Annotated in this window: 17 protein-coding genes, 1 tRNA gene and 2 pseudogenes; 9 read left to right on the forward strand and 11 right to left on the reverse strand. The window is 64.6% G+C overall.

Annotated elements, in window-relative coordinates:
• The 3 genes from Q0L89_RS07475 to Q0L89_RS07485 all read right to left on the reverse strand — a co-directional run.
• The coding region (locus Q0L89_RS07475; RefSeq protein ID WP_296763532.1) for a hypothetical protein at window positions 1–197 on the reverse strand (197 nt) is incomplete at its 3' end.
• Between the two features lie 370 nt (window positions 198–567).
• Window positions 568–894: a DUF3775 domain-containing protein gene (locus Q0L89_RS07480; protein WP_296763533.1), complete on the reverse strand. Its 327-nt coding sequence runs from the start codon at window positions 892–894 to the stop codon at window positions 568–570.
• A gap of 78 nt (window positions 895–972) precedes the next feature.
• Entirely contained in the window at window positions 973–1,707 is a 735-nt protein-coding gene (locus Q0L89_RS07485; RefSeq protein ID WP_296763534.1) for an SDR family NAD(P)-dependent oxidoreductase, read from the reverse strand.
• 127 nt (window positions 1,708–1,834) lie between these two features.
• Between Q0L89_RS07485 and msrB the strand changes: the two genes are divergently transcribed.
• Both msrB and msrA read left to right on the forward strand, forming a co-directional pair.
• Window positions 1,835–2,284 carry a peptide-methionine (R)-S-oxide reductase MsrB gene (gene msrB, locus Q0L89_RS07490; protein WP_296763535.1) on the forward strand — a complete coding sequence of 150 codons (450 nt, stop codon included), beginning with the start codon at window positions 1,835–1,837 and terminating at the stop codon, window positions 2,282–2,284.
• Complete coding sequence (gene msrA / locus Q0L89_RS07495) at window positions 2,281–2,784, forward strand: peptide-methionine (S)-S-oxide reductase MsrA (RefSeq protein ID WP_296763536.1); 504 nt, start codon at window positions 2,281–2,283, stop codon at window positions 2,782–2,784. Before msrB ends, msrA begins: the two co-directional genes overlap by 4 nt.
• A gap of 60 nt (window positions 2,785–2,844) precedes the next feature.
• On the opposite strand, the gene Q0L89_RS07500 is transcribed toward msrA, so the two are convergent.
• Both Q0L89_RS07500 and Q0L89_RS07505 read right to left on the reverse strand, forming a co-directional pair.
• Window positions 2,845–3,423, reverse strand: a complete 579-nt coding sequence (locus tag Q0L89_RS07500; protein WP_296763537.1) for an outer membrane beta-barrel protein — start codon at window positions 3,421–3,423, stop codon at window positions 2,845–2,847.
• Window positions 3,424–3,591: 168 nt separating this feature from the next.
• Entirely contained in the window at window positions 3,592–5,109 is a 1,518-nt protein-coding gene (locus Q0L89_RS07505; RefSeq protein ID WP_296763538.1) for a malonyl-CoA synthase, read from the reverse strand.
• A gap of 153 nt (window positions 5,110–5,262) precedes the next feature.
• On the opposite strand from Q0L89_RS07505, the gene Q0L89_RS07510 reads away from it, so the two are divergent.
• Window positions 5,263–6,186 (forward strand): DMT family transporter, encoded by a 924-nt coding sequence (locus Q0L89_RS07510; protein ID WP_296763539.1) that lies wholly within the window; start codon window positions 5,263–5,265, stop codon window positions 6,184–6,186.
• Between the two features lie 412 nt (window positions 6,187–6,598).
• Here the strand turns inward: Q0L89_RS07510 and Q0L89_RS07515 are convergent, their stop codons facing one another.
• The 5 genes from Q0L89_RS07515 to Q0L89_RS07535 form a co-directional block, all read right to left on the reverse strand.
• Window positions 6,599–7,264 (reverse strand): glutathione S-transferase family protein, encoded by a 666-nt coding sequence (locus Q0L89_RS07515; protein ID WP_296763540.1) that lies wholly within the window; start codon window positions 7,262–7,264, stop codon window positions 6,599–6,601.
• A 65-nt stretch (window positions 7,265–7,329) separates the two neighbouring features.
• Window positions 7,330–8,061, reverse strand: coding sequence for a monofunctional biosynthetic peptidoglycan transglycosylase (mtgA, locus tag Q0L89_RS07520; RefSeq protein ID WP_296763541.1), 732 nt, complete (start codon window positions 8,059–8,061; stop codon window positions 7,330–7,332).
• A 60-nt stretch (window positions 8,062–8,121) separates the two neighbouring features.
• Window positions 8,122–8,490, reverse strand: a complete 369-nt coding sequence (locus Q0L89_RS07525; RefSeq protein WP_296763542.1) for a DUF4189 domain-containing protein — start codon at window positions 8,488–8,490, stop codon at window positions 8,122–8,124.
• 105 nt (window positions 8,491–8,595) lie between these two features.
• Complete coding sequence (gene gltB, locus Q0L89_RS07530; protein ID WP_296763543.1) at window positions 8,596–13,134, reverse strand: glutamate synthase large subunit; 4,539 nt, start codon at window positions 13,132–13,134, stop codon at window positions 8,596–8,598.
• A gap of 119 nt (window positions 13,135–13,253) precedes the next feature.
• Window positions 13,254–14,690 (reverse strand): NAD(P)-dependent oxidoreductase, encoded by a 1,437-nt coding sequence (locus tag Q0L89_RS07535; protein ID WP_296763544.1) that lies wholly within the window; start codon window positions 14,688–14,690, stop codon window positions 13,254–13,256.
• 208 nt (window positions 14,691–14,898) lie between these two features.
• On the opposite strand from Q0L89_RS07535, the gene Q0L89_RS07540 reads away from it, so the two are divergent.
• Window positions 14,899–15,705 carry an undecaprenyl-diphosphate phosphatase gene (locus tag Q0L89_RS07540; RefSeq protein WP_296763545.1) on the forward strand — a complete coding sequence of 269 codons (807 nt, stop codon included), beginning with the start codon at window positions 14,899–14,901 and terminating at the stop codon, window positions 15,703–15,705.
• Between the two features lie 32 nt (window positions 15,706–15,737).
• Here Q0L89_RS07540 and Q0L89_RS07545 read toward each other — a convergent pair whose 3' ends face one another.
• A complete protein-coding gene (locus Q0L89_RS07545) occupies window positions 15,738–16,724 on the reverse strand; it encodes a complex I NDUFA9 subunit family protein (RefSeq protein ID WP_296763546.1) in 987 nt (328 codons plus the stop codon).
• Window positions 16,725–16,870: 146 nt separating this feature from the next.
• Here Q0L89_RS07545 and Q0L89_RS07550 point away from each other — a divergent pair.
• The 5 genes and pseudogenes from Q0L89_RS07550 to Q0L89_RS07570 all read left to right on the forward strand — a co-directional run.
• Window positions 16,871–16,957: transfer RNA gene (locus Q0L89_RS07550), tRNA-Leu, on the forward strand.
• A 163-nt stretch (window positions 16,958–17,120) separates the two neighbouring features.
• The gene (locus Q0L89_RS07555; protein ID WP_296763547.1) at window positions 17,121–18,305 is read left to right on the forward strand and encodes an integrase arm-type DNA-binding domain-containing protein; all 1,185 of its coding nucleotides are present in this window, start codon (window positions 17,121–17,123) and stop codon (window positions 18,303–18,305) included.
• A gap of 246 nt (window positions 18,306–18,551) precedes the next feature.
• Window positions 18,552–19,100 carry a hypothetical protein gene (locus Q0L89_RS07560; protein ID WP_296763548.1) on the forward strand — a complete coding sequence of 183 codons (549 nt, stop codon included), beginning with the start codon at window positions 18,552–18,554 and terminating at the stop codon, window positions 19,098–19,100.
• A gap of 210 nt (window positions 19,101–19,310) precedes the next feature.
• A pseudogene (locus Q0L89_RS07565) lies at window positions 19,311–19,403 on the forward strand (IS5/IS1182 family transposase); the annotation flags it as partial.
• A 217-nt stretch (window positions 19,404–19,620) separates the two neighbouring features.
• Window positions 19,621–19,771: pseudogene (locus Q0L89_RS07570) on the forward strand (IS66 family transposase zinc-finger binding domain-containing protein); the annotation flags it as partial.

Below are 19,771 nucleotides of genomic sequence, written 5' to 3' on the forward strand. Positions count from 1 at the left end.
ATCCGGTCACGCGGGGTCAGGCCCATGTCGGCGTCGACGCTCACCGCGCCCAGCACCGTGTCGGAGAAATGCGCGGCGTCGATCTGCACGTTGTCGCGCGGCGACAGCGTGCCGGCGGCGCCGGTGTGCGGGGTCATGGCCGAGGCGGCGGTGCTCAGGCCAAGGGCGGCGGTCAGGGCGATCAGTGCGGTTTTCATGGCTCGTTCCTTTCGAGTTCAGGTTCAGGATCGGTTTCGATCTGCACCCAAGATGGCCGCCGCCGCCGGGGGATTCAAAACACGTCCGTTCACCGCCGCGTGCCTGGCCGCGAGCGCCCCGCGCCCGGCCGCGCCGCGGGCGCGGAACCCGGATTAATATAACGCAATGTCAGATAGTTATACGACACCGAAACGGTAACATCACTCACGCATCACGCGAGCGTGGCGCCCGCGTTACCGATATCGTGATCGCCCCCGCGCCGCATCGGCGCGCAAGATGGTTCAACGCTCAACAATCCCGCACAGACAGGGTGCGCGCCCGCGCGAAACGCCCATCCGGGGCGTCGCGCCGGCGCGAATCGGGCCGCGCTCAGCCGCCGCGGATCAGGTCGTCCTCTTCGCCCGCGGCCGACAGGCCCAGCGCCTCCAGCCCGTTTTCCAGATGGTCCGACATGTGCGGCGACCCCAAAAGGTAATCCGCCGTCGGCGTCGTCGCCTCGGCGGCGGCGGTTTCCAGCGCCTCGTCAAGCTCACCGGCCTCGAAACTGCCGCGCCCGATCCACATCAGCGCGACCAGGGAAATCTGCTCTTCCTCGGTCAGCCGGTCGATGAACCCGCGCAACTCGTTCTCGGCACGGTCCAGTTCGCGCGCCATGAGGATGATGTTGGCAACTTTGGTAACGCTGATATCAAGCATGGGGGGCCTCCTTGCTCCGAGTGTCGCCCCAGTTGATGCCGCTTGGCAAGGGGCGTCCTTGATCCTGAGCAAAGAGCCTCACGCAAAGAGCCGGAAATACAGCCCGTCGGGCAGGAAACGCGCCAGCCGGAACACCAGCGAGAACAGCGTCGGGAAACTGCGGGCAAATCGCTGCGGGGCGCACATCAGTTCGAACACTTCGCGTGCCGCTGCGTCCGGCTCCATCAGGAACGGCATGTGAAAGTCGTTCTTGTCGGTCAGCCGCGTGCGGATGAACCCGGGGTTGGCCAATTGCACCCGCACCGGCGTGCGGTGCAGGTCGGCGCGCAGCGTTTCGGCCAGCGACATGATGCCGGCCTTGGAGGCACCGTACCCCACCGCGCCGGGCAGGCCGCGAAACCCCGCCAGGCTACCGGTCAGCACAACGTGGCCCGCGCCGCGTGCCACCATGGCGGGCACCACCCGGCCCAGCACGCGCATCGCGCCGGTGAGGTTCACGTCGATCATCGCCGCGCCCGCCGCCGCATCCCACGCGCCGGCCTTCATCGGCGCGTAGACGCCGGCAAGGTAGATGACGCCATCCACCTCGCCAACCGCCGCGACGGCGCGCGCGACGCTATCGTCATCGCGCACGTCTACCGGCTGCACCGTGGTACGGCCGGGCAGCCGGGCGGCCAGCTCTTCCAGTCGCTCTGCGTTTCGCGCCGACACGATCACATGCACGCCCGCGCGGCTGAGGTGCTGCGCCAGGGCGGCGCCCAACCCTTCGCTGGCGCCGATCAGCCAATAGCGTTTGCCTTGCCAGTCGGTCATGGGTTTCCTCGATACATCATTCCGTGCCCCGGATGCCGGGCACCCGTTCGCGCCGACCACCGTTGAGGCGTGTCAATCCGCTCCGGTGGACCTATATTCATGGCGTGGAAAGAAAAGGTGCAACCGAATGCCAAAATACGACCGCAACCCCGACGTGGTAGCCGCGCTGAGCCCCGAGCAATACCGCGTCACCCAGGAAAACGGCACCGAACGCCCCGGCACGGGCGAATTGCTGCACAACACCGAGCCGGGAATATACGTCGATGTCGTCTCGGGCGAGCCGCTGTTCGCCTCGTCGGCCAAGTACGATGCAGGCTGCGGCTGGCCCAGCTTTACCAAGCCGATCGAACCTGCCCATATCCGCGAGCTGCGCGACACCAGCCTTGGCATGGCGCGCACCGAGGTGCGCAGCACCCATGGCGACAGCCACCTTGGCCATGTCTTTGCCGACGGCCCGCGCGCGGCGGGCGGCTTGCGCTACTGCATCAACTCGGCCAGCCTGCGGTTCATACATCGCGACGACATGGCGGCCGAAGGCTATGGCGAATACCTGGATCAAGTGGAGGATGTGACATGAGCGAGGAACGCGCGATCCTTGCGGGGGGCTGCTTCTGGGGCATGCAGGACCTGATCCGCAAGATGGACGGGGTGATTTCCACCCGCGTCGGCTATAGCGGCGGCGACGTGCCCAACGCGACCTACCGCAACCACGGCACCCATGCCGAGGCGATCGAGATCGTCTTCGACCCGGCGCGCATCGGCTATCGCCGGCTGCTGGAATTCTTCTTCCAGATCCACGATCCAACCACGGTCAACCGCCAGGGCAACGATGTCGGGCTGAGCTACCGATCGGCCATCTATTACACCAGCGAAGCACAGAAACAGGTGGCGCTGGATACCATCGCCGATGTCGAGGCCAGCGGCCTGTGGCCCGGCAAGGTGGTGACCGAGGTCGAACCGGCAGGTGATTTCTGGGCGGCCGAACCCGAACACCAGGATTACCTGAAACGGTTTCCGCGCGGCTATACCTGCCACTTCCCGCGCCCCGACTGGGTGTTGCCCGAACGGGTCAGGTAAACGCGAAAAGGGGCGCCCGATGCGGGCGCCCCTTGGCGTTTCGCTACGTCTGTGGCCGCTTCAGAAGCGGTAGGCCACACGCATTTGCAGGGTCGTCGCGTCGGCGTCGACGCCGGAACCGTTGAAGTTGTCGAACTCGTGGTAGAGCAATTCGCCGCCCAACGTCACGTTCTCGGCAATGAACGTCTCGTAGCCACCACCGACGAACCAGCCCGAGTCGTTGCCGAACCCGCTGGTGTTGGCGCGCGCGGCGCCGCCGGTTGCATAGACCAAGCCGCTACCGATCTCCTGGCCGACGCGGAATTTCAACCGCGCGACCGAGTCGACATCAAAGCCGCCAAGGGTGATGTCGGTTGCGTCGACATCGACGCCAACACCGAACACGGTGCTGCCGATCTGCCAATCATACCCGGCGATCAGGCCGCCGATGAGGCCGGTGTCGTCGACCCCGGCCACGTTGGTGTCGACATTGGCATAGCCAAGCTCGCCACCGATATAGCCACCTTGCCAGGTGGGGCTGTAGACCGGCGCAGGGGCGGGAACAACCGGGTCGACGGCGGCCGGCTCGGGGGAACCGGCGAAGGCCGGCACGGCCAGCAGCGCGGTCAGGCCGGCGGCTGCGAAGGTGTGTTTGAACATAGTATGTCTCCTCATGAAACGTTCGCTACTCGGAAAACCGATGGGCCAAGTCGGTCCTCGGTTATCCTCAAAATAGGCGCCGCGGCGGGGGGTTACAAATCACGATGGACTGAAATCCATGCAGGTCGGCGCCATGCCGCTCATGTGTTGCGAATTGGCAACCACCGGCTACGTAGCGAACAGCGCCGCGTACTCGTCGCGCAGCGCCTTCTTCTGAACCTTGCCCATGGTGTTGCGCGGCAGTTCCGGCGTGAACAGGCACCGTTTCGGCAACTTGTAGCGCGCCAGTTGCGGGCGCAGCGCGGCGATGATGGCGGCCTCGTTCAGGCTCGCGTCCTCGGCCACGATCACCGCGACGACCGCCTCGCCGAAATCACGGTGCGGCACGCCGATGACCGCCGATTCGCGCACGCCGGGCAGCGCGTCGATGACCTCTTCCACCTCGCGCGGGTAGACGTTGAAACCGCCCGAAATCACCATGTCCTTGGCGCGCCCGACGATGGTGATGTAGCCTTCCTCGTCCTCGGTCGCCTGGTCGCCGGTAATGAACCAGCCGTCAGCGCGCAGCTCTTCGGCTGTTTTATCCGGCATCTGCCAGTAGCCTTGAAAGACATTGGGGCCGCGCACCTCGATCACGCCGATCTCGCCTTGCGGCACCGGGGCGCCGTCCTCGCCCATGATGCGCAATTCGACGCCGGGCAGGGCAAAGCCAACGGTGCCGGGGCGGCGTTCGCCATCATAGGGGTTCGAGGTGTTCATGTTGGTTTCCGTCATGCCGTAGCGTTCCAGCACCCGGTGCCCGGTACGCGCCTCCCACTCGGAATGCGTGGACGGCAGCATCGGCGCCGAGCCCGAGATGAACAACCGCATGTTCGCCGTTGCCTCGCGGGTCAGGCGCGGGTCGTCCAGCAGACGGGTGTAGAAGGTCGGCACCCCCATCAGCGCCGTGGCGCGCGGCATGGCGTCAAGTATCGCATCGACATCGAACCGCGGCAGGAAAACCACCGAGGCGCCCGCCAGCAGCGCCACGTTGGTGGCCACGAACAGCCCGTGGGTGTGAAAGATCGGCAGCGCGTGGATCAGCACGTCGCCTTGGGTAAAGCGCCAGTAATCCACCAGCGTTTCCGAGTTCGACGCCAGGTTGGCGTGGCTGAGCATCGCACCCTTGGACCGCCCCGTGGTACCCGATGTATAAAGGATCGCCGCCAGGTCGTCGGCCCCGCGCGGCACCGCCGTGAACGGCGTGCCGGGCGCCGGGCGTGCATCGGCCAGCGTGCCGCCACCCGCCGCGTCCAGCGTCAACAGCCGCGCCGCCCCGGCCAGCGGCGCGATCTCGTCCGCGCGCGCGGGGTCGCAGACCACGACCGATGGCGTCGCGTCCCCCACGAAATAGGCCACCTCGACCCCGGTGTAGCCGGTGTTGAGCGGCAGGAACACGCCGCCGGCCATGACCGTGCCAAGGTAAAGCTCCAGCGCCGCAAGGCTCTTTTCCACCTGCACGGCGACCCGGTCGCCCGGCTGCAGCCCCGCCGCCGCCAACGCCCCCGCCATCCGCTGCGCCCCGTCGAACAGCGCGCCATGGCTCAGGTCGGTGCCGCCCGCGCCCGCACCCCGCGCAAACGGCGCGTCGGGGGCGCGGCTCGCGTGGCGGGCAAGGCGGGCGATCAGGTAGTTGTCGTCGAACATGCGTTTTCTCCGGCCGGTCCTGGTGCTGTCGGGCGCAGTGTTCGCGCGCCCGCACGGCAAGATCAAGGCCCGCGGCCGCGCGCCCGATGCGATTGACCTTCCCGCCCCCGCCGATCAGCATGGCGTCACCGCACACACGAAAGGCCCCCGCCCATGCACCCGTTCAAGGGAATCGCGCTGAAACTCGCGTCGGTGGTGATGTTCATCACCATGGCGTCGCTGATCAAGGCCACCTCCGGCCAGGTGCCGGCGGGACAGGCGGTGTTCTTTCGCTCGTTTTTCGCCATGCCGGTGATCATCGTGTGGCTGACACTGCGTGGCGATCTGCGCACCGGGCTCAAGGTGGCCTCGCCCATGGGCCATTTCTGGCGCGGTTTCGTGGGCACCGCCGCGATGGGGATGATGTTCGCCGGGCTGGGCCTTCTGCCGCTGCCCGAGGTCACCGCCATCGGCTATGCCGCGCCGTTGCTGACGGTGATCTTCGCCGCCATGTTCCTGGGCGAGTCGGTGCGCCTTTTCCGCATGGCGGCGGTGGCGCTGGGGATGATCGGGGTGCTGGTGGTGCTGGCGCCGCGGCTGACGCTGCTGGAGGGCGAAACCGTCCGCACGGGCGAGGCGGTGGGCGCCATGCTGGTGCTGACCGGCGCGATCTGCGCGGCACTGGCCCAGATATACATCCGCAAGCTGGTGCAGACGGAACAGACCTCGGCGGTGGTGTTCTACTTCTCGCTGACCTCGACGCTGCTGTCGCTGCTGACCCTGCCGTTCGGCTGGGTGGCCCCCGCCGCGCCGCTGGTCGGGTTGCTGGTGCTGGCGGGCCTGCTGGGCGGGCTGGGGCAGATATTCCTGACCTCCGCCTACCGGTTTGCCGGCGCCTCGGTGGTGGCGCCGTTCGACTATGCTTCGATGCTGTTCGCCATCGCCATCGGCTATTTCGTCTTCGGCGAAGTGCCCACCGCACCGATGCTGAGCGGCGCCGCGCTGGTGATCGCGGCCGGCGTGCTGATCATCTGGCGCGAACACGCGCTGGGCCTGCGTCGGGCGCGGGCACGGGCCGGGATGACCCCGCAGGGCTGAGACCCCGGGCGGGCGGCGGCAAAGGCGACTTGGGGCGCCTTTGCGCCCTAGTGTTCACCACCTGGCAGAAAGTTCCCAGTCTGCCCTGGTGCGCCCGCGGTTGCCCGGAGCGAGGTTCGAGAGGCCGCAATGCGGGACGAAGCGGGCGCTCGTTTTGCACCCCCAGCGCGGAATCGAGGCGCGCTTGCGCGCCGCCGCGCAGCGCCCGACCGCCCCCTCGGGCGGGCGCTTTTGCGGGCGTATCAAGCTGATGACAACGCGGATGTATTTCGCCGGCATAAAGCGCGATCCACATTCGTTGCTGCGCCCACCCGGCGGTCGGGCACCGCGCGGCACCTCAGCCGGTCGCCCAATGTCCGCTCCAGACCACGCGCCGCCAATACCGCGCCAGCCTGATCCGGCGCGTTGCGCCCTAGAAATCCAAATCCGCATAGTGCGGTGGCGGCGGAAAGCCGGGCACCTGGTCGGCCAGGATGCCACGGAAGGCCGGGCGCGACTTGATCTTGGCGTACCAGTCCCTGACCACCTCGGAGCGGTGCCAGTCCACGTCGCTGATATAGTCCAGCGCGCTGATATGCGCAGCGGCCGCGAAATCGGCCAGCGTCATCACGTCGCCGGCCAGCCAGCGCCGCCGGTCCAGCAGGCGTGCCATGTAGTCGAGGTGATACTTGATCGCCCGCGCCCCGGCCTTGACGTTGCGGCTGTCGGGAAAACCCTGCTTGGTGATCTTCTTGTTGACGCGCTCGTAAAGCAGGTTGGCGGTAACCTCGTGGTGGAACTTGTCGTCGAACCACGCCACCAGCCGACGCACCTCGTAACGGGCATCGGCGCCGCGCGGCATAAGCGCGGGGCTCGGGTTCATCTCTTCGAGGTATTCGCAGATCGGGGTGCTTTCCGACATGGTGCGCCCGTTGAGCTGCAACACCGGCACCTTGCCGGCGGGGTTGCGGCGCAGGAACTCGGCGTTCTGTTCCCAGTATCGCTCCTCGACCAGTTCGCACTCGATACGCTTTTCTGCCAGACACAGCCGCACCTTGCGGCAAAACGGGGACAAGGGAACGTGGTACAATCGGGCCATCGTCGGGGTTTGCCTCGGTCATTGGGGGCGATACCCCCTCTCAATGCCGCGTAAAGGGGCGGGTTTCAATCCTCGAAACAGGCCGCGCGGCCATCGCGCGCGATGGTGGCCGCACCATCGCGGATCGCGACCGCCCGTCGTTGCAGCGCGGTCGACGGGCGCGCCGCGCTGCGGTCTTGCGGTGCGGGCAGAACTGCGGCAAGCCGCGACGCCTGCGTGGCGTTCAGCGCCGATGCGGATATGCCGAAATAGTGCTGCGCGGCGGCCTCGACGCCGAACACGCCGGTGTCGAACTCCGCGATGTTGAGATAGACTTCCAGAATTCTGCGCTTGGACCACGCCAGTTCCACCAGCGGGGTCATCATCGCCTCCAGCGCCTTGCGCAGCCAACTGCGCCCGTGCCACAGGAAGGTGTTTTTCACCACCTGCTGGCTGATGGTCGAGGCGCCGCGCCGGCTGCCGGCCTCGATCGCGGCGCGGATCGCGCCCATGTCGAACCCCCAGTGCAGGCAGAAATCGGCATCCTCGGCGGCAACGGCGGCGCGCGCCATCACCGGCGCGATGTCGTCCCATCCGGCCCAGTCGTGGCTGACGGTGCCCAGCCGCGCCTTTTCGGTCAGCATGTAAGGCGTCGTGGGCGGGTTGATCAGCGTATAGGCCACGACCCACAGCACCACCACCGAGACCGCCAGCAACAGCCCGCGCACCAGCCCGCGCACCACCGCGCGGGGCATTGCACGCAGGCGTCCGGCCAGGCCGGGCTCGCGTTTCGCGGATTTTCTCGTGCGGCGGGCCATGGCCCAGCTATAGGGGCAGGACGTCTTCGGGAAAACCCGGTTTCCCCGCCTTCAGGGGACTCATCGCGAACAGGACCAGACCCGGACCCGGCAGTTGAACCCGTTATCCATGCAATAGTTCATCGCGCTGCTTTCGGCCAGTTCGCGGTTCTTTTCTGTGGCCCAGCCCCAGGCGCCGTTGTCGGCCACGGCGATGGCCGCGCAGGCGTTGTAGAAGGTTCGCATCTCGGTGCAGGCCCAGCCGCAGCCGTTCTGCGCGACATCGTGCGCCTGCTGCGCCGAGCGTTGCCCATGGGCATAGCCCCACGCGCCGCCTGGGCCGAACCCCACCGCACCCCAGCAATACTTGTAGCCGCATTGACCGGCCTGTGCCTGGGCCGCGCCGAGTATCAGCGTCAGCGCCGCGCCCGCAATCCATGAAAACCGCATCCTACCCCCCGGAAAAGATTCCAGTATGGACCAGTTCCGAAGAATCGCAACGCCCCCGCGCCGGCATGGGCACGGGGGGCGCAGTATTGGCGTGGTCCGGAAAAGTTACTCGGCCGGCATCGCCGCCTGTTCGTGGCTCAGCGGTGCGGACAGCTTGTCGAGCATTTCCTTGGGGCAGACCTGGATGAAATTGCCCAGTTCCAGATCCCAGTTCTGGAGGATCTCGGCCGCCTTGCGGCTGCCCGTCTCTGCGGCGTGGCGCTCGATCAGGCCCTTCAGCTCGTCATGCCAATGGTCCACCGTGACCGGGCAGGTCACGAGCGTTTCCATGTTCATCAACCGCGCCGCCGCGCCTTCGGGGTCATGGATATAGGCCATCCCGCCGGTCATGCCGGCGCCGAAATTCGCCCCGATACCGCCCAGGATCACCGCGACGCCCCCGGTCATGTATTCGCAGCCGTTCGATCCGCAGCCCTCGATCACCACGTGCGCGCCCGAGTTGCGCACCGCGAACCGCTCGCCGGCGCGGCCGGCGGCGAACAGGTAGCCGTCCGTGGCGCCATACAGCACGGTGTTGCCGATGATGGTGTTGTCCGAGGCCACCAGCGGGCTGGCCATCGGCGGGCGCACCACGATGGTGCCGCCCGACAACCCCTTGCCGACGTAATCGTTGGCGTCGCCCGACACTTCCAGCTTGAGCCCCGGCGCAGCGAAGGCGCCAAGGCTCTGCCCGGCGCTGCCCGACAGCTTGACCGTCAGGTGATCGGGTTGCAGCGCGTTGCGCATCCCGAACCGCTTGACGATATGGCTGGAAATCCGGGTGCCCACGGTGCGGTGGGTATTCTGCACCGCGTAGGACACCTGCATCTTCTCGCCATCCTCCAGGAACCGCGCCGCGTCGCGCACGATCTCGGCGTCCAGCGTGTCGGTCACCGCGTTGCGCGGCTTGTCGCGGTCATAGGTGATCTCGGCCGCGCCATCGACGGTGATCAACAGCGGATTGAGGTCGAGATCATCCAGGTGCGCGCTGCCACGGCTGACCTGTGACAGCAGATCGGCCCGCCCGATCACCTCGTCGAGCGAGCGTGCGCCCAGTTCGCTGAGGATCTCGCGCACCTCCTGCGCGTAGAAGGTGATCAGGTTGACCACCTTGTCGGCGCTGCCGGTGAACTTGTCGCGCAGGCTTTCGTCCTGGGTACACACGCCCACCGGGCAGGTGTTCGACTGGCACTGGCGAACCATGATGCAGCCCATGGCGATCAGCGCGGCGGTGCCGATGCCGTATTCCTCGGCGCCCATCATCGCCGCCATGACGATGTCGCGCCCGGTGCGCAGCCCGCCATCGGTGCGCAGCGTCACGCGGTCGCGCAGCTTGTTCATCGCCAGAACCTGGTGCGCCTCGGTCAGCCCCATCTCCCACGGCAGGCCGGCATACTTGATCGACGTCGCCGGCGAGGCGCCGGTGCCGCCGTTATGCCCCGAGATCAGGATCACGTCGGCCTTGGCCTTGGCCACCCCCGCGGCGATGGTGCCCACGCCCGAGCTTGCGACCAGCTTGACCGTCACCTTGGCACGCGGGTTGATCTGCTTGAGGTCGTAGATCAGTTGCGCCAGGTCCTCGATCGAGTAGATGTCGTGATGCGGCGGCGGCGAAATCAGCGTCACGCCCTTGGTCGAATGCCGCAGCTTGGCGATCAGGTCGGTCACCTTCATGCCCGGCAACTGCCCGCCCTCGCCGGGCTTGGCGCCCTGGGCGACCTTGATCTCCAGCTCTTCACAGGCCAGCAGGTATTCCGCCGTGACGCCGAACCGTCCCGAGGCGACCTGCTTGATCTTGGCGCTGGCGTTGTCGCCGTTGGGTTCGGGCGTGAAATCGTCGGGGCTTTCGCCGCCCTCGCCCGAATCCGACTTGGCGCCGATGCGGTTCATGGCGATCGACAGGGTGCGGTGGGCCTCCGGGCTCAGCGCGCCCAGGCTCATGCCGGGGGTGACGAACCGCTTGCGAATCGCGGTGATGCTTTCGACCTCGGCCAGCGGCACCGCCTTGCCCAGCGGCTTGAAGGCCAGCAGATCGCGCAGGTGAATGGGCGGGTTGGCCTGCATGCGCTTGGTGTACTGCTTCCACATCTGGTACGACCCGCCGTTGCACGCCGCCTGTAGCAGATGCATGGATTGCGCACCCCACGCGTGGGTCTCGCCCTTGGTGCGCGCCTTGTAGAACCCGCCGATGGGCAGCACGTCAAGGCCGCCGCGCCAGCCGGCGATGTGCACCTCTTCCACCTTGCGCTGGATGCCGCTGACGCCGATGCCGCTGATCCGGCTCAGCATGCCGGGGAAATACTCGGCGCACATGGCCCGGCTCAGGCCCACCGCCTCGAAGTTCAGCCCGCCACGATAGGACGACAGAACGCTGATCCCCATCTTGGCCATGATCTTGAGCAAGCCCTGGTCGATCGCCTCGCGGTATCGGCGCATCGCCTCGGTCAGCGTGCCTTCCAGCAGGCCGCGCCCCACCCGGTCGGCCAGGCTGTCCTCGGCCAGGTAGGCATTGACCACCGTCGCGCCGCACCCGATCAGCACCGCGAAATAGTGCGGGTCGATGCATTCGGCCGACCGCACGTTGAGCGAGCAGAACGTCCGCAGCCCCTTGCGCGTCAGGTGGCTGTGCACCGCACTGGTGGCCAGGATCATCGGCATGCCGACGCGGCTTTCCGACTGGTGCTGATCGGTCAGCACCAGGTGCCCGCTGCCCGAGCGCACGGCATCCTCGGCCTCGGCCCGGATGCGTTCCAGCGCATCGCGCAAGGCGCCCTCGCCGCCCTCGGCGGGGAAGGTGCAGTCGATCTCGTGTACCGTGGCGTTGAAATGGCCGATCAACTCGTCCCACTGCGCATTCCCCACGAAGGGGCTTTCCAGAACCAGGATCTCGGTCTGGGTGCTGGATTCGTCGAGCACGTTCTTGAGGTTGCCGAACCGCGTCTTGAGGCTCATCACGCGGAATTCGCGGATCGAATCGATCGCCGGGTTGGTCACCTGGCTGAAAGACTGGCGAAAGTAATGGCTGAGCGGGCGGTATTGCTTGGACAGCACCGCACTGGGCGTGTCGTCACCCATGCTGGCCAGTGCCTCCTTGCCGTCCTCGGCCATCGGCGCGAGAATCTGTTCCAGTTCCTCGATGCTGTAGCCGGCGGCGATCTGGCGGCGGCGCAGGTCCGCGCCGGCGTATATCGGCTTTTCGGTCAAACCCAGCAGCGGTGCGTCAAGATCCTTGATCCGGCCGACCCAGTCGCCGAAGGGCTGGCTTGCGGCCAGCTTGTTCTTGAGGTTGGTGTCATGGAACAGGCGCCCCTCGGTCATGTCCACGGCGATCATCTGCCCCGGCCCCAGCGCGCCTTTTTCGCGCACGGCGGATTCGTCCACCACCACCATGCCGGCCTCGGACCCGGCGATCAGCAGCCCGTCGCCGGTGACGACATAACGCATCGGGCGCAGCCCGTTGCGATCAAGCCCCGCGCACACCCAGCGCCCGTCGGTCATGGCCAGCGCGGCGGGGCCGTCCCATGGCTCCATCACCGCGTTGCAATAGGCATACATGTCGCGCCACGCGGGCGGCAGCTCGATCCGCTGCTTGGACCACGATTCCGGCACCAGCATCGTCTTGGCCATCGGCGCGTTGCGACCCGCCCGCACTAGCACCTCGAACACCGCATCCAGCGCCGCGGAATCGCTGGAGCCGGCGGCCACGATCGGTTTGATATCCTCGGCCATGTCGCCGAACGTCGCGCTCGCCATGCGGATCTCGTGGCTTTTCATCCAGTTGAGGTTGCCGCGCAGGGTGTTGATCTCGCCGTTATGGGCCAGCATGCGGAATGGCTGTGCCAGCCACCACTGCGGAAAGGTGTTGGTCGAATACCGCTGGTGATAGATGGCGAAGGCGCTTTCGAACCGTTCGTCCTGAAGGTCGGGGTAGAACTCGGCCACCTGCTCGGCCAGCATCATCCCCTTGTAGATGATGCTGCGGCACGACAGCGACGCGATGTACAGTTCCGGCACATGCGCGGCGGCGGCGGCCTTTTCGATCCGGCGACGGATCACGTAAAGCTCGCGCTCGAAGGTTTCCTCGTCCACGTCCTTGGTGTTGGAAATCAGGATTTGCTCGATCTCGGGGCGGGTGGCGTTGGCCTTCTCGCCCAGGCAGTCGATGCTCACCGGAACGTGCCGCCAGCCATAGATGTAATAGCCCATGCGCAGCACCTCGGTCTCCACGATGGTGCGGCAGGTCTCTTGCGCGGCAAAGTTCGACCGCGGCAGAAACACCTGCCCCACCGCCATCAGGCGCGTGGTGTCGGGTTCGTGCCCGGTGCGGCGGATCTGGTCGTAGAAGAACGGCACCGGAATCTGCACATGAATGCCGGCGCCGTCGCCGGTCTTGCCGTCGGCATCCACGGCGCCGCGGTGCCAGATCGCCTTGAGCGCGTCGATGCCCGCCTCGACCACGCTGCGCGCCGGCTTGCCGTCGATCGACACCACCAGCCCCACCCCGCACGAGGAATGCTCCTCCGCCTCGGAGTATAGGCCGTTGTCGGCCATCCACTTGCGCTTCGCCTCCTCGGCGGCGGCCCAGTTGTGATCCAGTTTCGTCATCGCGCTTTACCCTTCCTTCATCCGGTGGGTCAGGATTTCTGTCCTGTCAATGATCCTTCGGGTCGCTCAATACCGACGCGATACCGACATGATACCGACGCGGATACCGGGCTCGCCTTTCACTCCGCCGCGATGGCTTGCTGCGGCGCGTCGAGATATTCAAGAATCGCGGCGGCACTGTCGCGGCCGTCGCGGATCGCCCACACCACAAGGCTTGCACCGCGCACGATGTCGCCCACGGCGAACACCCCCGGCATGCTGGTGGCGCCGGTTTCGAACTGCGCCTTGACGGTGCCCCAGCGGGTCACGTCCAAGGCGTCGGCCTGCCACATCTCTGGCAGGTTCTCGGGTTCGAACCCCAGCGCCTTGATGACCATGTCGGCGGGTTCGGTGTAATCCGATCCCTCGATCACCTCGGGGCTGCGCCGCCCCGTCGCGTCGGGGGCGCCAAGGCGCATGCGCTGCACCACGACGCCCTCGACCGGGTTGCCGGTAAAGCCTTTCGGTGCGCTCAGCCATTCGAAGATCACGCCTTCTTCCTCGGCATTGGCGACCTCGCGCTGGCTGCCCGGCATGTTGTCGCGGTCGCGGCGGTACAGGCACTTGACGCTTTGCGCCCCCTGCCGGATGGCGGTGCGCAGGCAATCCATCGCCGTGTCGCCACCACCGATCACCACCACGCGCTTGCCGGCGGCGTTGAGCGTACCGTCGTCGAATTCCGGCACCTCGTCGCCAAAGCCGTGGCGGTTGCTCGTGGTCAGAAAGTCGATGGCGCGCACGATCCCGGCCGCGCCGCTGCCAGGCGCCTCCAGATCGCGGGTCTTGTAGACGCCGGTGGCGACAAGCACCGCGTCGTGACGGCCGCGGATGGCGTCAAAGCTGATATCCTCGCCCACGTTACAGTTGAGCACGAATTCCACGCCGCCCTGTTCAAGCTGTGCATTGCGGCGCATGACCACGTCCTTTTCCAGCTTGAACCCCGGAATACCGTAAGTCATCAGCCCGCCGGCACGGTCATGGCGGTCGTAGACGGTGACCTGAACCCCCTCCCGGCGCAGCACGTCCGCCGCCGCCAGCCCGCCGGGGCCGGCGCCGATGATGCCAACCGATTGCTCGCGCTCGACCTTGGGCACGATGGGTTTGACCCAGCCCTCTTCCCAGGCGGTATCGGTGATGTATTTCTCGATCGCGCCGATCGTCACGGTGCCGTGGCCGGCCTGTTCGATCACGCAGTTGCCTTCGCACAGGCGATCCTGCGGACAGATGCGGCCGCAGATCTCGGGGAAGGTGTTGGTCGCCTGGCTGAGCTCGTAGGCCTCTTCCAGCCGCCCCTGGGCGGTCAGGCGCAGCCAGTCGGGGATGTTGTTGTGCAAGGGGCAATGCGTCTGGCAATAAGGCACGCCGCACTGGCTGCACCGTCCGGCTTGTTCCGCGGCCTTTTCGTCGGCGTACTCGGCGTAAATTTCGTGGAAGTCATTGCGCCGCAGATCGGGCACGCGCTTGTCGGGCATGGCCCGGTCGACCTCGACGAATTTCAGCATTGGTTGCTTGGCCACAGCTCAGCCTCCGGTTTCCTCAACGCCCACCCCTTCTAAATCATGGTGCGATTCAATAAAAGTACGTAATACTGACCTTTTATGAAAAATCTCGACATCCCAGAGAGCGGCAAGTCGGAAAGTCACCGAAAATAAATACCGCTTCGGACCTAAATTAGGTATTTCCTTTTCCCACCAGATGTTTATGCAAGACAAAAAGGCCGTACCCATGACACTATTCATGCTTGCCCTGCTTGCCATCGTGCAGGGCATCACCGAGTTTCTGCCGATATCATCCTCGGCGCATCTGGTTCTGATCCACCGGGCCGCTGGCACCACCACCGACGACCTGGCGCTGGACGTCGCCGTGCATATCGGCTCGATTCTGGCGGTGATTCTCTATTTCCGGATCGAATCTCTGGCCGCCTTCGCCGGGCTCTGGCACATCCTGCGGCGCCGCACCGAGACGCCCCAGGCGCGCCTGGCGGGTTTGCTGATCGTGGCCACCATTCCGGCGCTCGTATTCGGAGCTTTGCTGGTGCTGGCACGACTGGACGAGGCGCTGCGCTCGGTCACCGTGATCGGCTGGACGATGATCCTTTTCGGGGTGGCGCTCTGGTGGTTCGACCGTGTCGGCCCGCAGGTCAAGGTGGCGCAGGCGTGGTCGTGGCGCGATGCCGCGATCATGGGGCTGTGGCAGGCAGTGGCCCTGGTGCCGGGGGTCTCGCGTTCGGGCATCACCATGACGTCGGCGCGCGCGCTTGGCTACGAGCGGCACGAGGCCGCGCGAATCGCCATGCTGATGTCGATTCCGATTACCCTCGCAACGGGCGGTCTGCTGGTGGTGCGGGCTGCGGACTCCGGCCTTTCAGCCGACATGGCAGGGGCGATCGCGGTTGCCGCCGCGCTGTCATTCGTCGCCGCCTATGCGGCATTGGCCACGATGATGCACTTCCTGTCGCGGGTCAGCTTCACGCCCTACGTGATCTACCGCATCGCACTGGGTGTCGTGCTGCTGGTCATCGCCTACACCTGAGTCGTGCTGTCCGAATGGCGCCGGCGCGCCATTCAACTGGTGCGCAGGTTGCGGGCCGAATCGCGGATCTCGTCATACTGACCCGACGGGCGGAACCGCCACAGGTATTCGGGCAACACCGTCGCCATTGCCTTGGGCGTGATGCCCAGTTCGCTGAACCCCTCGGCGCCCTCGCTCACCACGTTGTCGCGGCGCAGGTTGCGCACCTGGTCGCGCGTCAGCATGCTGTTGGTGATCAGGCCCAACGTTGCCTTTTGCACCATGTCGAAGCCGAACGCCATCATCCGCGCCAGGAAGAACGGGATGTTCACGACCAGGCGGCGTCGGTGCACCATTTCCAGCATCTGCTGCATCAACTCGCGGAAGGTGGCCACATCGGGCCCACCCAGTTCGTAGATACCGCCGGGTGCCTGCCCTTCTGCCGCCATAACCGCGGCCTTGGCCACGTCGTCGACGTAGACGGGCTGAAACCGCGTCGCCGCGCCCACCACCGGCAGGATCGGGCCAAAGCGGGACATCCCGGCAAACCGGTTGAAGAAATCGTCCTCGGGCCCGAAGATCACCGATGGCCGCAGGATCACGGCCTCGGGCATGTGGCGCTGCACTGCCGCCTCGCCCAAAGCTTTGCTGCGTGCATAGGCACTGTCAGAGTCTTCATCGGCCCCGATGGCCGAGATATGCACCATCCGCGCCACACCGATTTCCGCGGCGATCCGGGCAATCCGCTCGGCGCCTTCACGTTGCACCGCATCGAAGCGGTTGCGCCCCACCTCGTTGAGAACCCCGACGCAATTGATGACGACATCGGCCTCCTGCATCACCGCCCGCACCGAGCCGTCGTCGCGGATGTTGCAGAACACCGGCTCGACCTGGCCAGGCACGCCGTATGGCTTGACATGCAGCGCCTCGTTGGGGCGGCGCACCGCGACCCGCACGCGCCAGCCATCGCGCGCAAGGCGCCGCGTGATGTAGCGCCCGATGAACCCCGATCCGCCATAGACCGTTGCAAGTTTCGACATGAGGATGCCTCCGGCTTACGCACTCTTGCACTTTCCTAGCCGTCCTGCCGATGCAGAACAAGGAGATATGACGCAGCGCCAAGAATCCTGCAAATCCGCGTTGACACCGCCTGCGCGCAAGGCTAAACGCCGACCGCACGACACCTGCCCAGGTGGCGGAATTGGTAGACGCGCTAGCTTCAGGTGCTAGTGTCTGTATGGACGTGGAGGTTCGAGTCCTCTCCTGGGCACCACTCATCCCGAACATAGTTTCTCAAAATCCTTGAAAAACAAGGGTTTTTCGGCTACCCTCCTGCTCATAGATGACCATCGATACCCGCACAATCGCATCGTTTTGCGGGTATCGATACGGGTACCAACCCGCCATCTACGGAATTGGGAGACTCGATACCCGCAATGCCGCTCTCTGACCTTCAGATTCGCAAGGCAAAACAGAAAGATAAGGCCTATCGTTTATCCGACGGTTGGGGCCTTCATTTGGCGGTCAGACCCACAGGGTCCAAGCTTTGGCAGTTGCGCTACCGGTTCATGGGCAAAGAGAAGCTTCTGAGCATCGGGCAGTATCCAGCAGTGTCATTGGCCGATGCCCGGCGCGAGCGAGACGATGCAAAAAGACTGCTCGCCGAGGGCAAAGACCCATCAGTCCAGAAGCAGCTTGACCTGATCGACGCGCACGTGAAGGCCCGCATGACCTTCAAGGAAGTGGCCGACGAGTACTATGAAACTCTCGTCGATCGAGAGCTTGCACCGGCGACGCTGCGCAAGAAGCGCTGGCACATCGAGGACCTGGCCAAGCCACTACACAATCGGCCAATTGATCAAATCACAGCTGCCGAGCTGCTTCACCTCCTGAAGCCCATCGAACGAAGCGGTCGCCGCGAAACTACCAAGAAGCTCCGAGCCACGATTTCCGCGATCTTCCGTCTCGCGATGGTGACCATGCGTGCCCCGGCGGACCCATCGGCGGCACTCAAGGACGCATTGCTGGCGCCCAAAGTGAAAGGCCGGGCAGCCATCACGGACGAAAAGGAGTTCGGGCAGCTGTTGCGCCGCCTCGACGGCTATCCCGGATGGCCAGTCATTCCTGCAGCGATGAAGTTTCAGATCCTGACCTGTACGCGCCCTGGCGAAACGCGAGGTGCCAGAATGCAGGAGTTTGACCTGGCTACGCGAACTTGGACGATCCCGGCCACGCGCATGAAGATGCGACGTGAACACAAGGTACCACTTTCGCGCCAAGCCTATGATATCGTCATGGAGAACTGGTCGGAAATCAAAGGTGTCGAGCTGCTGTTCCCGTCTCTGATCTCGAACCGAAAGCTGGTGTCAGAGAACGCCTTCAATACTGTTCTGCGCCGTCTTGGCTACTCGGGCGACGAAGTTACCGCACATGGTTTCCGTGTGACCGCGAGCACGATTTTGAACTCGCGGGAACATAACCCGGACGTCATCGAGGCGGTCTTGGCGCACCAAGACCCGAACGCGATTCGGCGGACCTACAACCGCACAACATACTGGGATCAGCGGGTGGAATTGATGCAGATTTGGGCGGATCTGTGTGATGAGTTTAGAGCGCTCTGAGGAGTCGAATGCTGTCGAGGCCGTGCGCAGTTCACGATGACAATGGCGGCCTGCAACCTCGCAAGATTGTCGAAGCTCCTGGCCGCCTGACCACGGCAGCCATTCTGAGCCCGGGGTCCGAGCCTCCGGAGAAACCGCCCTCAAACCACGGCAGATGGGAAAACGTTCTTCCAGCCAGACTTCTTCAGCAGCCTGCTAAAAGAGGTATTGGGTGGTCATGGCCTAACTACGAAATCCTTCACAGAGGTGGCAAGCAAGTACTCAGATCCAATCGAGATTTTCAAAGACTTGGAAGAAGCAGCTGCTTGTTTTGGTGCAAAGTCAGAAACCTTTAAGGAACTGTACCAAAATAACTTGGAGCAGCTGTTGCCATTCCAAGTTCCGAATGAATACGAAATTTCCTATCAAGGAAAACTCCTCAGCTCTCATTCTCTTGGCCAGAGGGCTTCTGCAATGATTATCTTTATCCTTGCTCAGGAAGACAATGATGTATTGATCGTGGATCAACCTGAGGATGATTTGGACAATCAAACGGTGTATGATGACGTTGTAAAGCTTATTCAAGCCCAAAAATCAAAGAAACAATTTCTCCTTGCTACTCATAACGCGAATTTCCCAGTTCTCGGTGACGCGGAAATGGTAGTGTCCTGTTCAGAGGCAGAAGACGAAATAGAAGTCCTCTGTGATGGAATTGACGCCAAAAATTGCCAAGAACGGATTGTAAGAATCATGGAAGGTGGAGAGGAAGCGTTCCAGAGACGAAAGATAATATACGAGCAGTGGCAGAAAAAATAGGCCCGCTGTAGATGCACCTCGATCAGGTTGCATTACCCACACCTTCTCGCTCTGATTTTCATATACAGCCCAGATGCTCGAACTGTAGTTTATTCTCGGTCACCATAGGGGACGGAATTAACCACTTCCAAGATCAGAGCGACTCTGTTGCACAAATTGGTTGAAGGCCAGACGCCCCCTTTCCCCAGACAGACTCATCCTACGGGCTCAGTTATGGGTATGCCGAGCGCGGTCTAGGACCGCGGCTATGACGCCGATTGGTTCAGAGAAGGGTTGGAAGACAAAGGGATACGCGCCTGTATCGTAATCACCCGGTTGGCACCGCCTGCCCGCGCCTGGCCTGAAGGGCTAAGACACGTTCATAGCGACATCGCTAACGACGTGTCTGAGACGGAGGGTGCATGCGGGGCGTGGTTCTTGGGGTTGAGCGCCGGCGGCGTTGGCCGATGACACGCCGCTCGACGAGGACGAGGCCCTGGAACAGGGACCGCCGCCGGCCGAGGAGGCCGAGGCCACACCCGAGAAGAAGCAACGCCGCCGGCCGCGCGTCTCGAAGGACACGCCGCGCGAGCGGCGCGAACTGGACCCCGGCGACGCCTGCCCCGATTGTGGCGGCGATCTGCGCGTGGTCGGCGAGGACGTCAGCGAACTGCTCGACATGATCGCGGCGC

Origin of the sequence: Sediminimonas sp. (assembly GCF_024637375.1) — a bacterium.
GTDB lineage: Bacteria > Pseudomonadota > Alphaproteobacteria > Rhodobacterales > Rhodobacteraceae > Sediminimonas.

What these genes read in the sequence shown, in the direction of transcription:
- mtgA (WP_296763541.1), bottom strand. Translation starts at nt 8,061, where the DNA reads ATGGCCCGCCGCACGAGAAAATCCGCGAAACGCGAGCCCGGCCTGGCC.
- Q0L89_RS07510 (WP_296763539.1), top strand. Translation starts at nt 5,263, where the DNA reads ATGCACCCGTTCAAGGGAATCGCGCTGAAACTCGCGTCGGTGGTGATG.
- Q0L89_RS07505 (WP_296763538.1), bottom strand. Translation starts at nt 5,109, where the DNA reads ATGTTCGACGACAACTACCTGATCGCCCGCCTTGCCCGCCACGCGAGC.
- Q0L89_RS07485 (WP_296763534.1), bottom strand. Translation starts at nt 1,707, where the DNA reads ATGACCGACTGGCAAGGCAAACGCTATTGGCTGATCGGCGCCAGCGAA.
- msrB (WP_296763535.1), top strand. Translation starts at nt 1,835, where the DNA reads ATGCCAAAATACGACCGCAACCCCGACGTGGTAGCCGCGCTGAGCCCC.
- gltB (WP_296763543.1), bottom strand. Translation starts at nt 13,134, where the DNA reads ATGACGAAACTGGATCACAACTGGGCCGCCGCCGAGGAGGCGAAGCGC.
- msrA (WP_296763536.1), top strand. Translation starts at nt 2,281, where the DNA reads ATGAGCGAGGAACGCGCGATCCTTGCGGGGGGCTGCTTCTGGGGCATG.
- Q0L89_RS07515 (WP_296763540.1), bottom strand. Translation starts at nt 7,264, where the DNA reads ATGGCCCGATTGTACCACGTTCCCTTGTCCCCGTTTTGCCGCAAGGTG.
- Q0L89_RS07525 (WP_296763542.1), bottom strand. Translation starts at nt 8,490, where the DNA reads ATGCGGTTTTCATGGATTGCGGGCGCGGCGCTGACGCTGATACTCGGC.
- Q0L89_RS07545 (WP_296763546.1), bottom strand. Translation starts at nt 16,724, where the DNA reads ATGTCGAAACTTGCAACGGTCTATGGCGGATCGGGGTTCATCGGGCGC.
- Q0L89_RS07540 (WP_296763545.1), top strand. Translation starts at nt 14,899, where the DNA reads ATGACACTATTCATGCTTGCCCTGCTTGCCATCGTGCAGGGCATCACC.
- Q0L89_RS07500 (WP_296763537.1), bottom strand. Translation starts at nt 3,423, where the DNA reads ATGTTCAAACACACCTTCGCAGCCGCCGGCCTGACCGCGCTGCTGGCC.
- Q0L89_RS07480 (WP_296763533.1), bottom strand. Translation starts at nt 894, where the DNA reads ATGCTTGATATCAGCGTTACCAAAGTTGCCAACATCATCCTCATGGCG.
- Q0L89_RS07555 (WP_296763547.1), top strand. Translation starts at nt 17,121, where the DNA reads ATGCCGCTCTCTGACCTTCAGATTCGCAAGGCAAAACAGAAAGATAAG.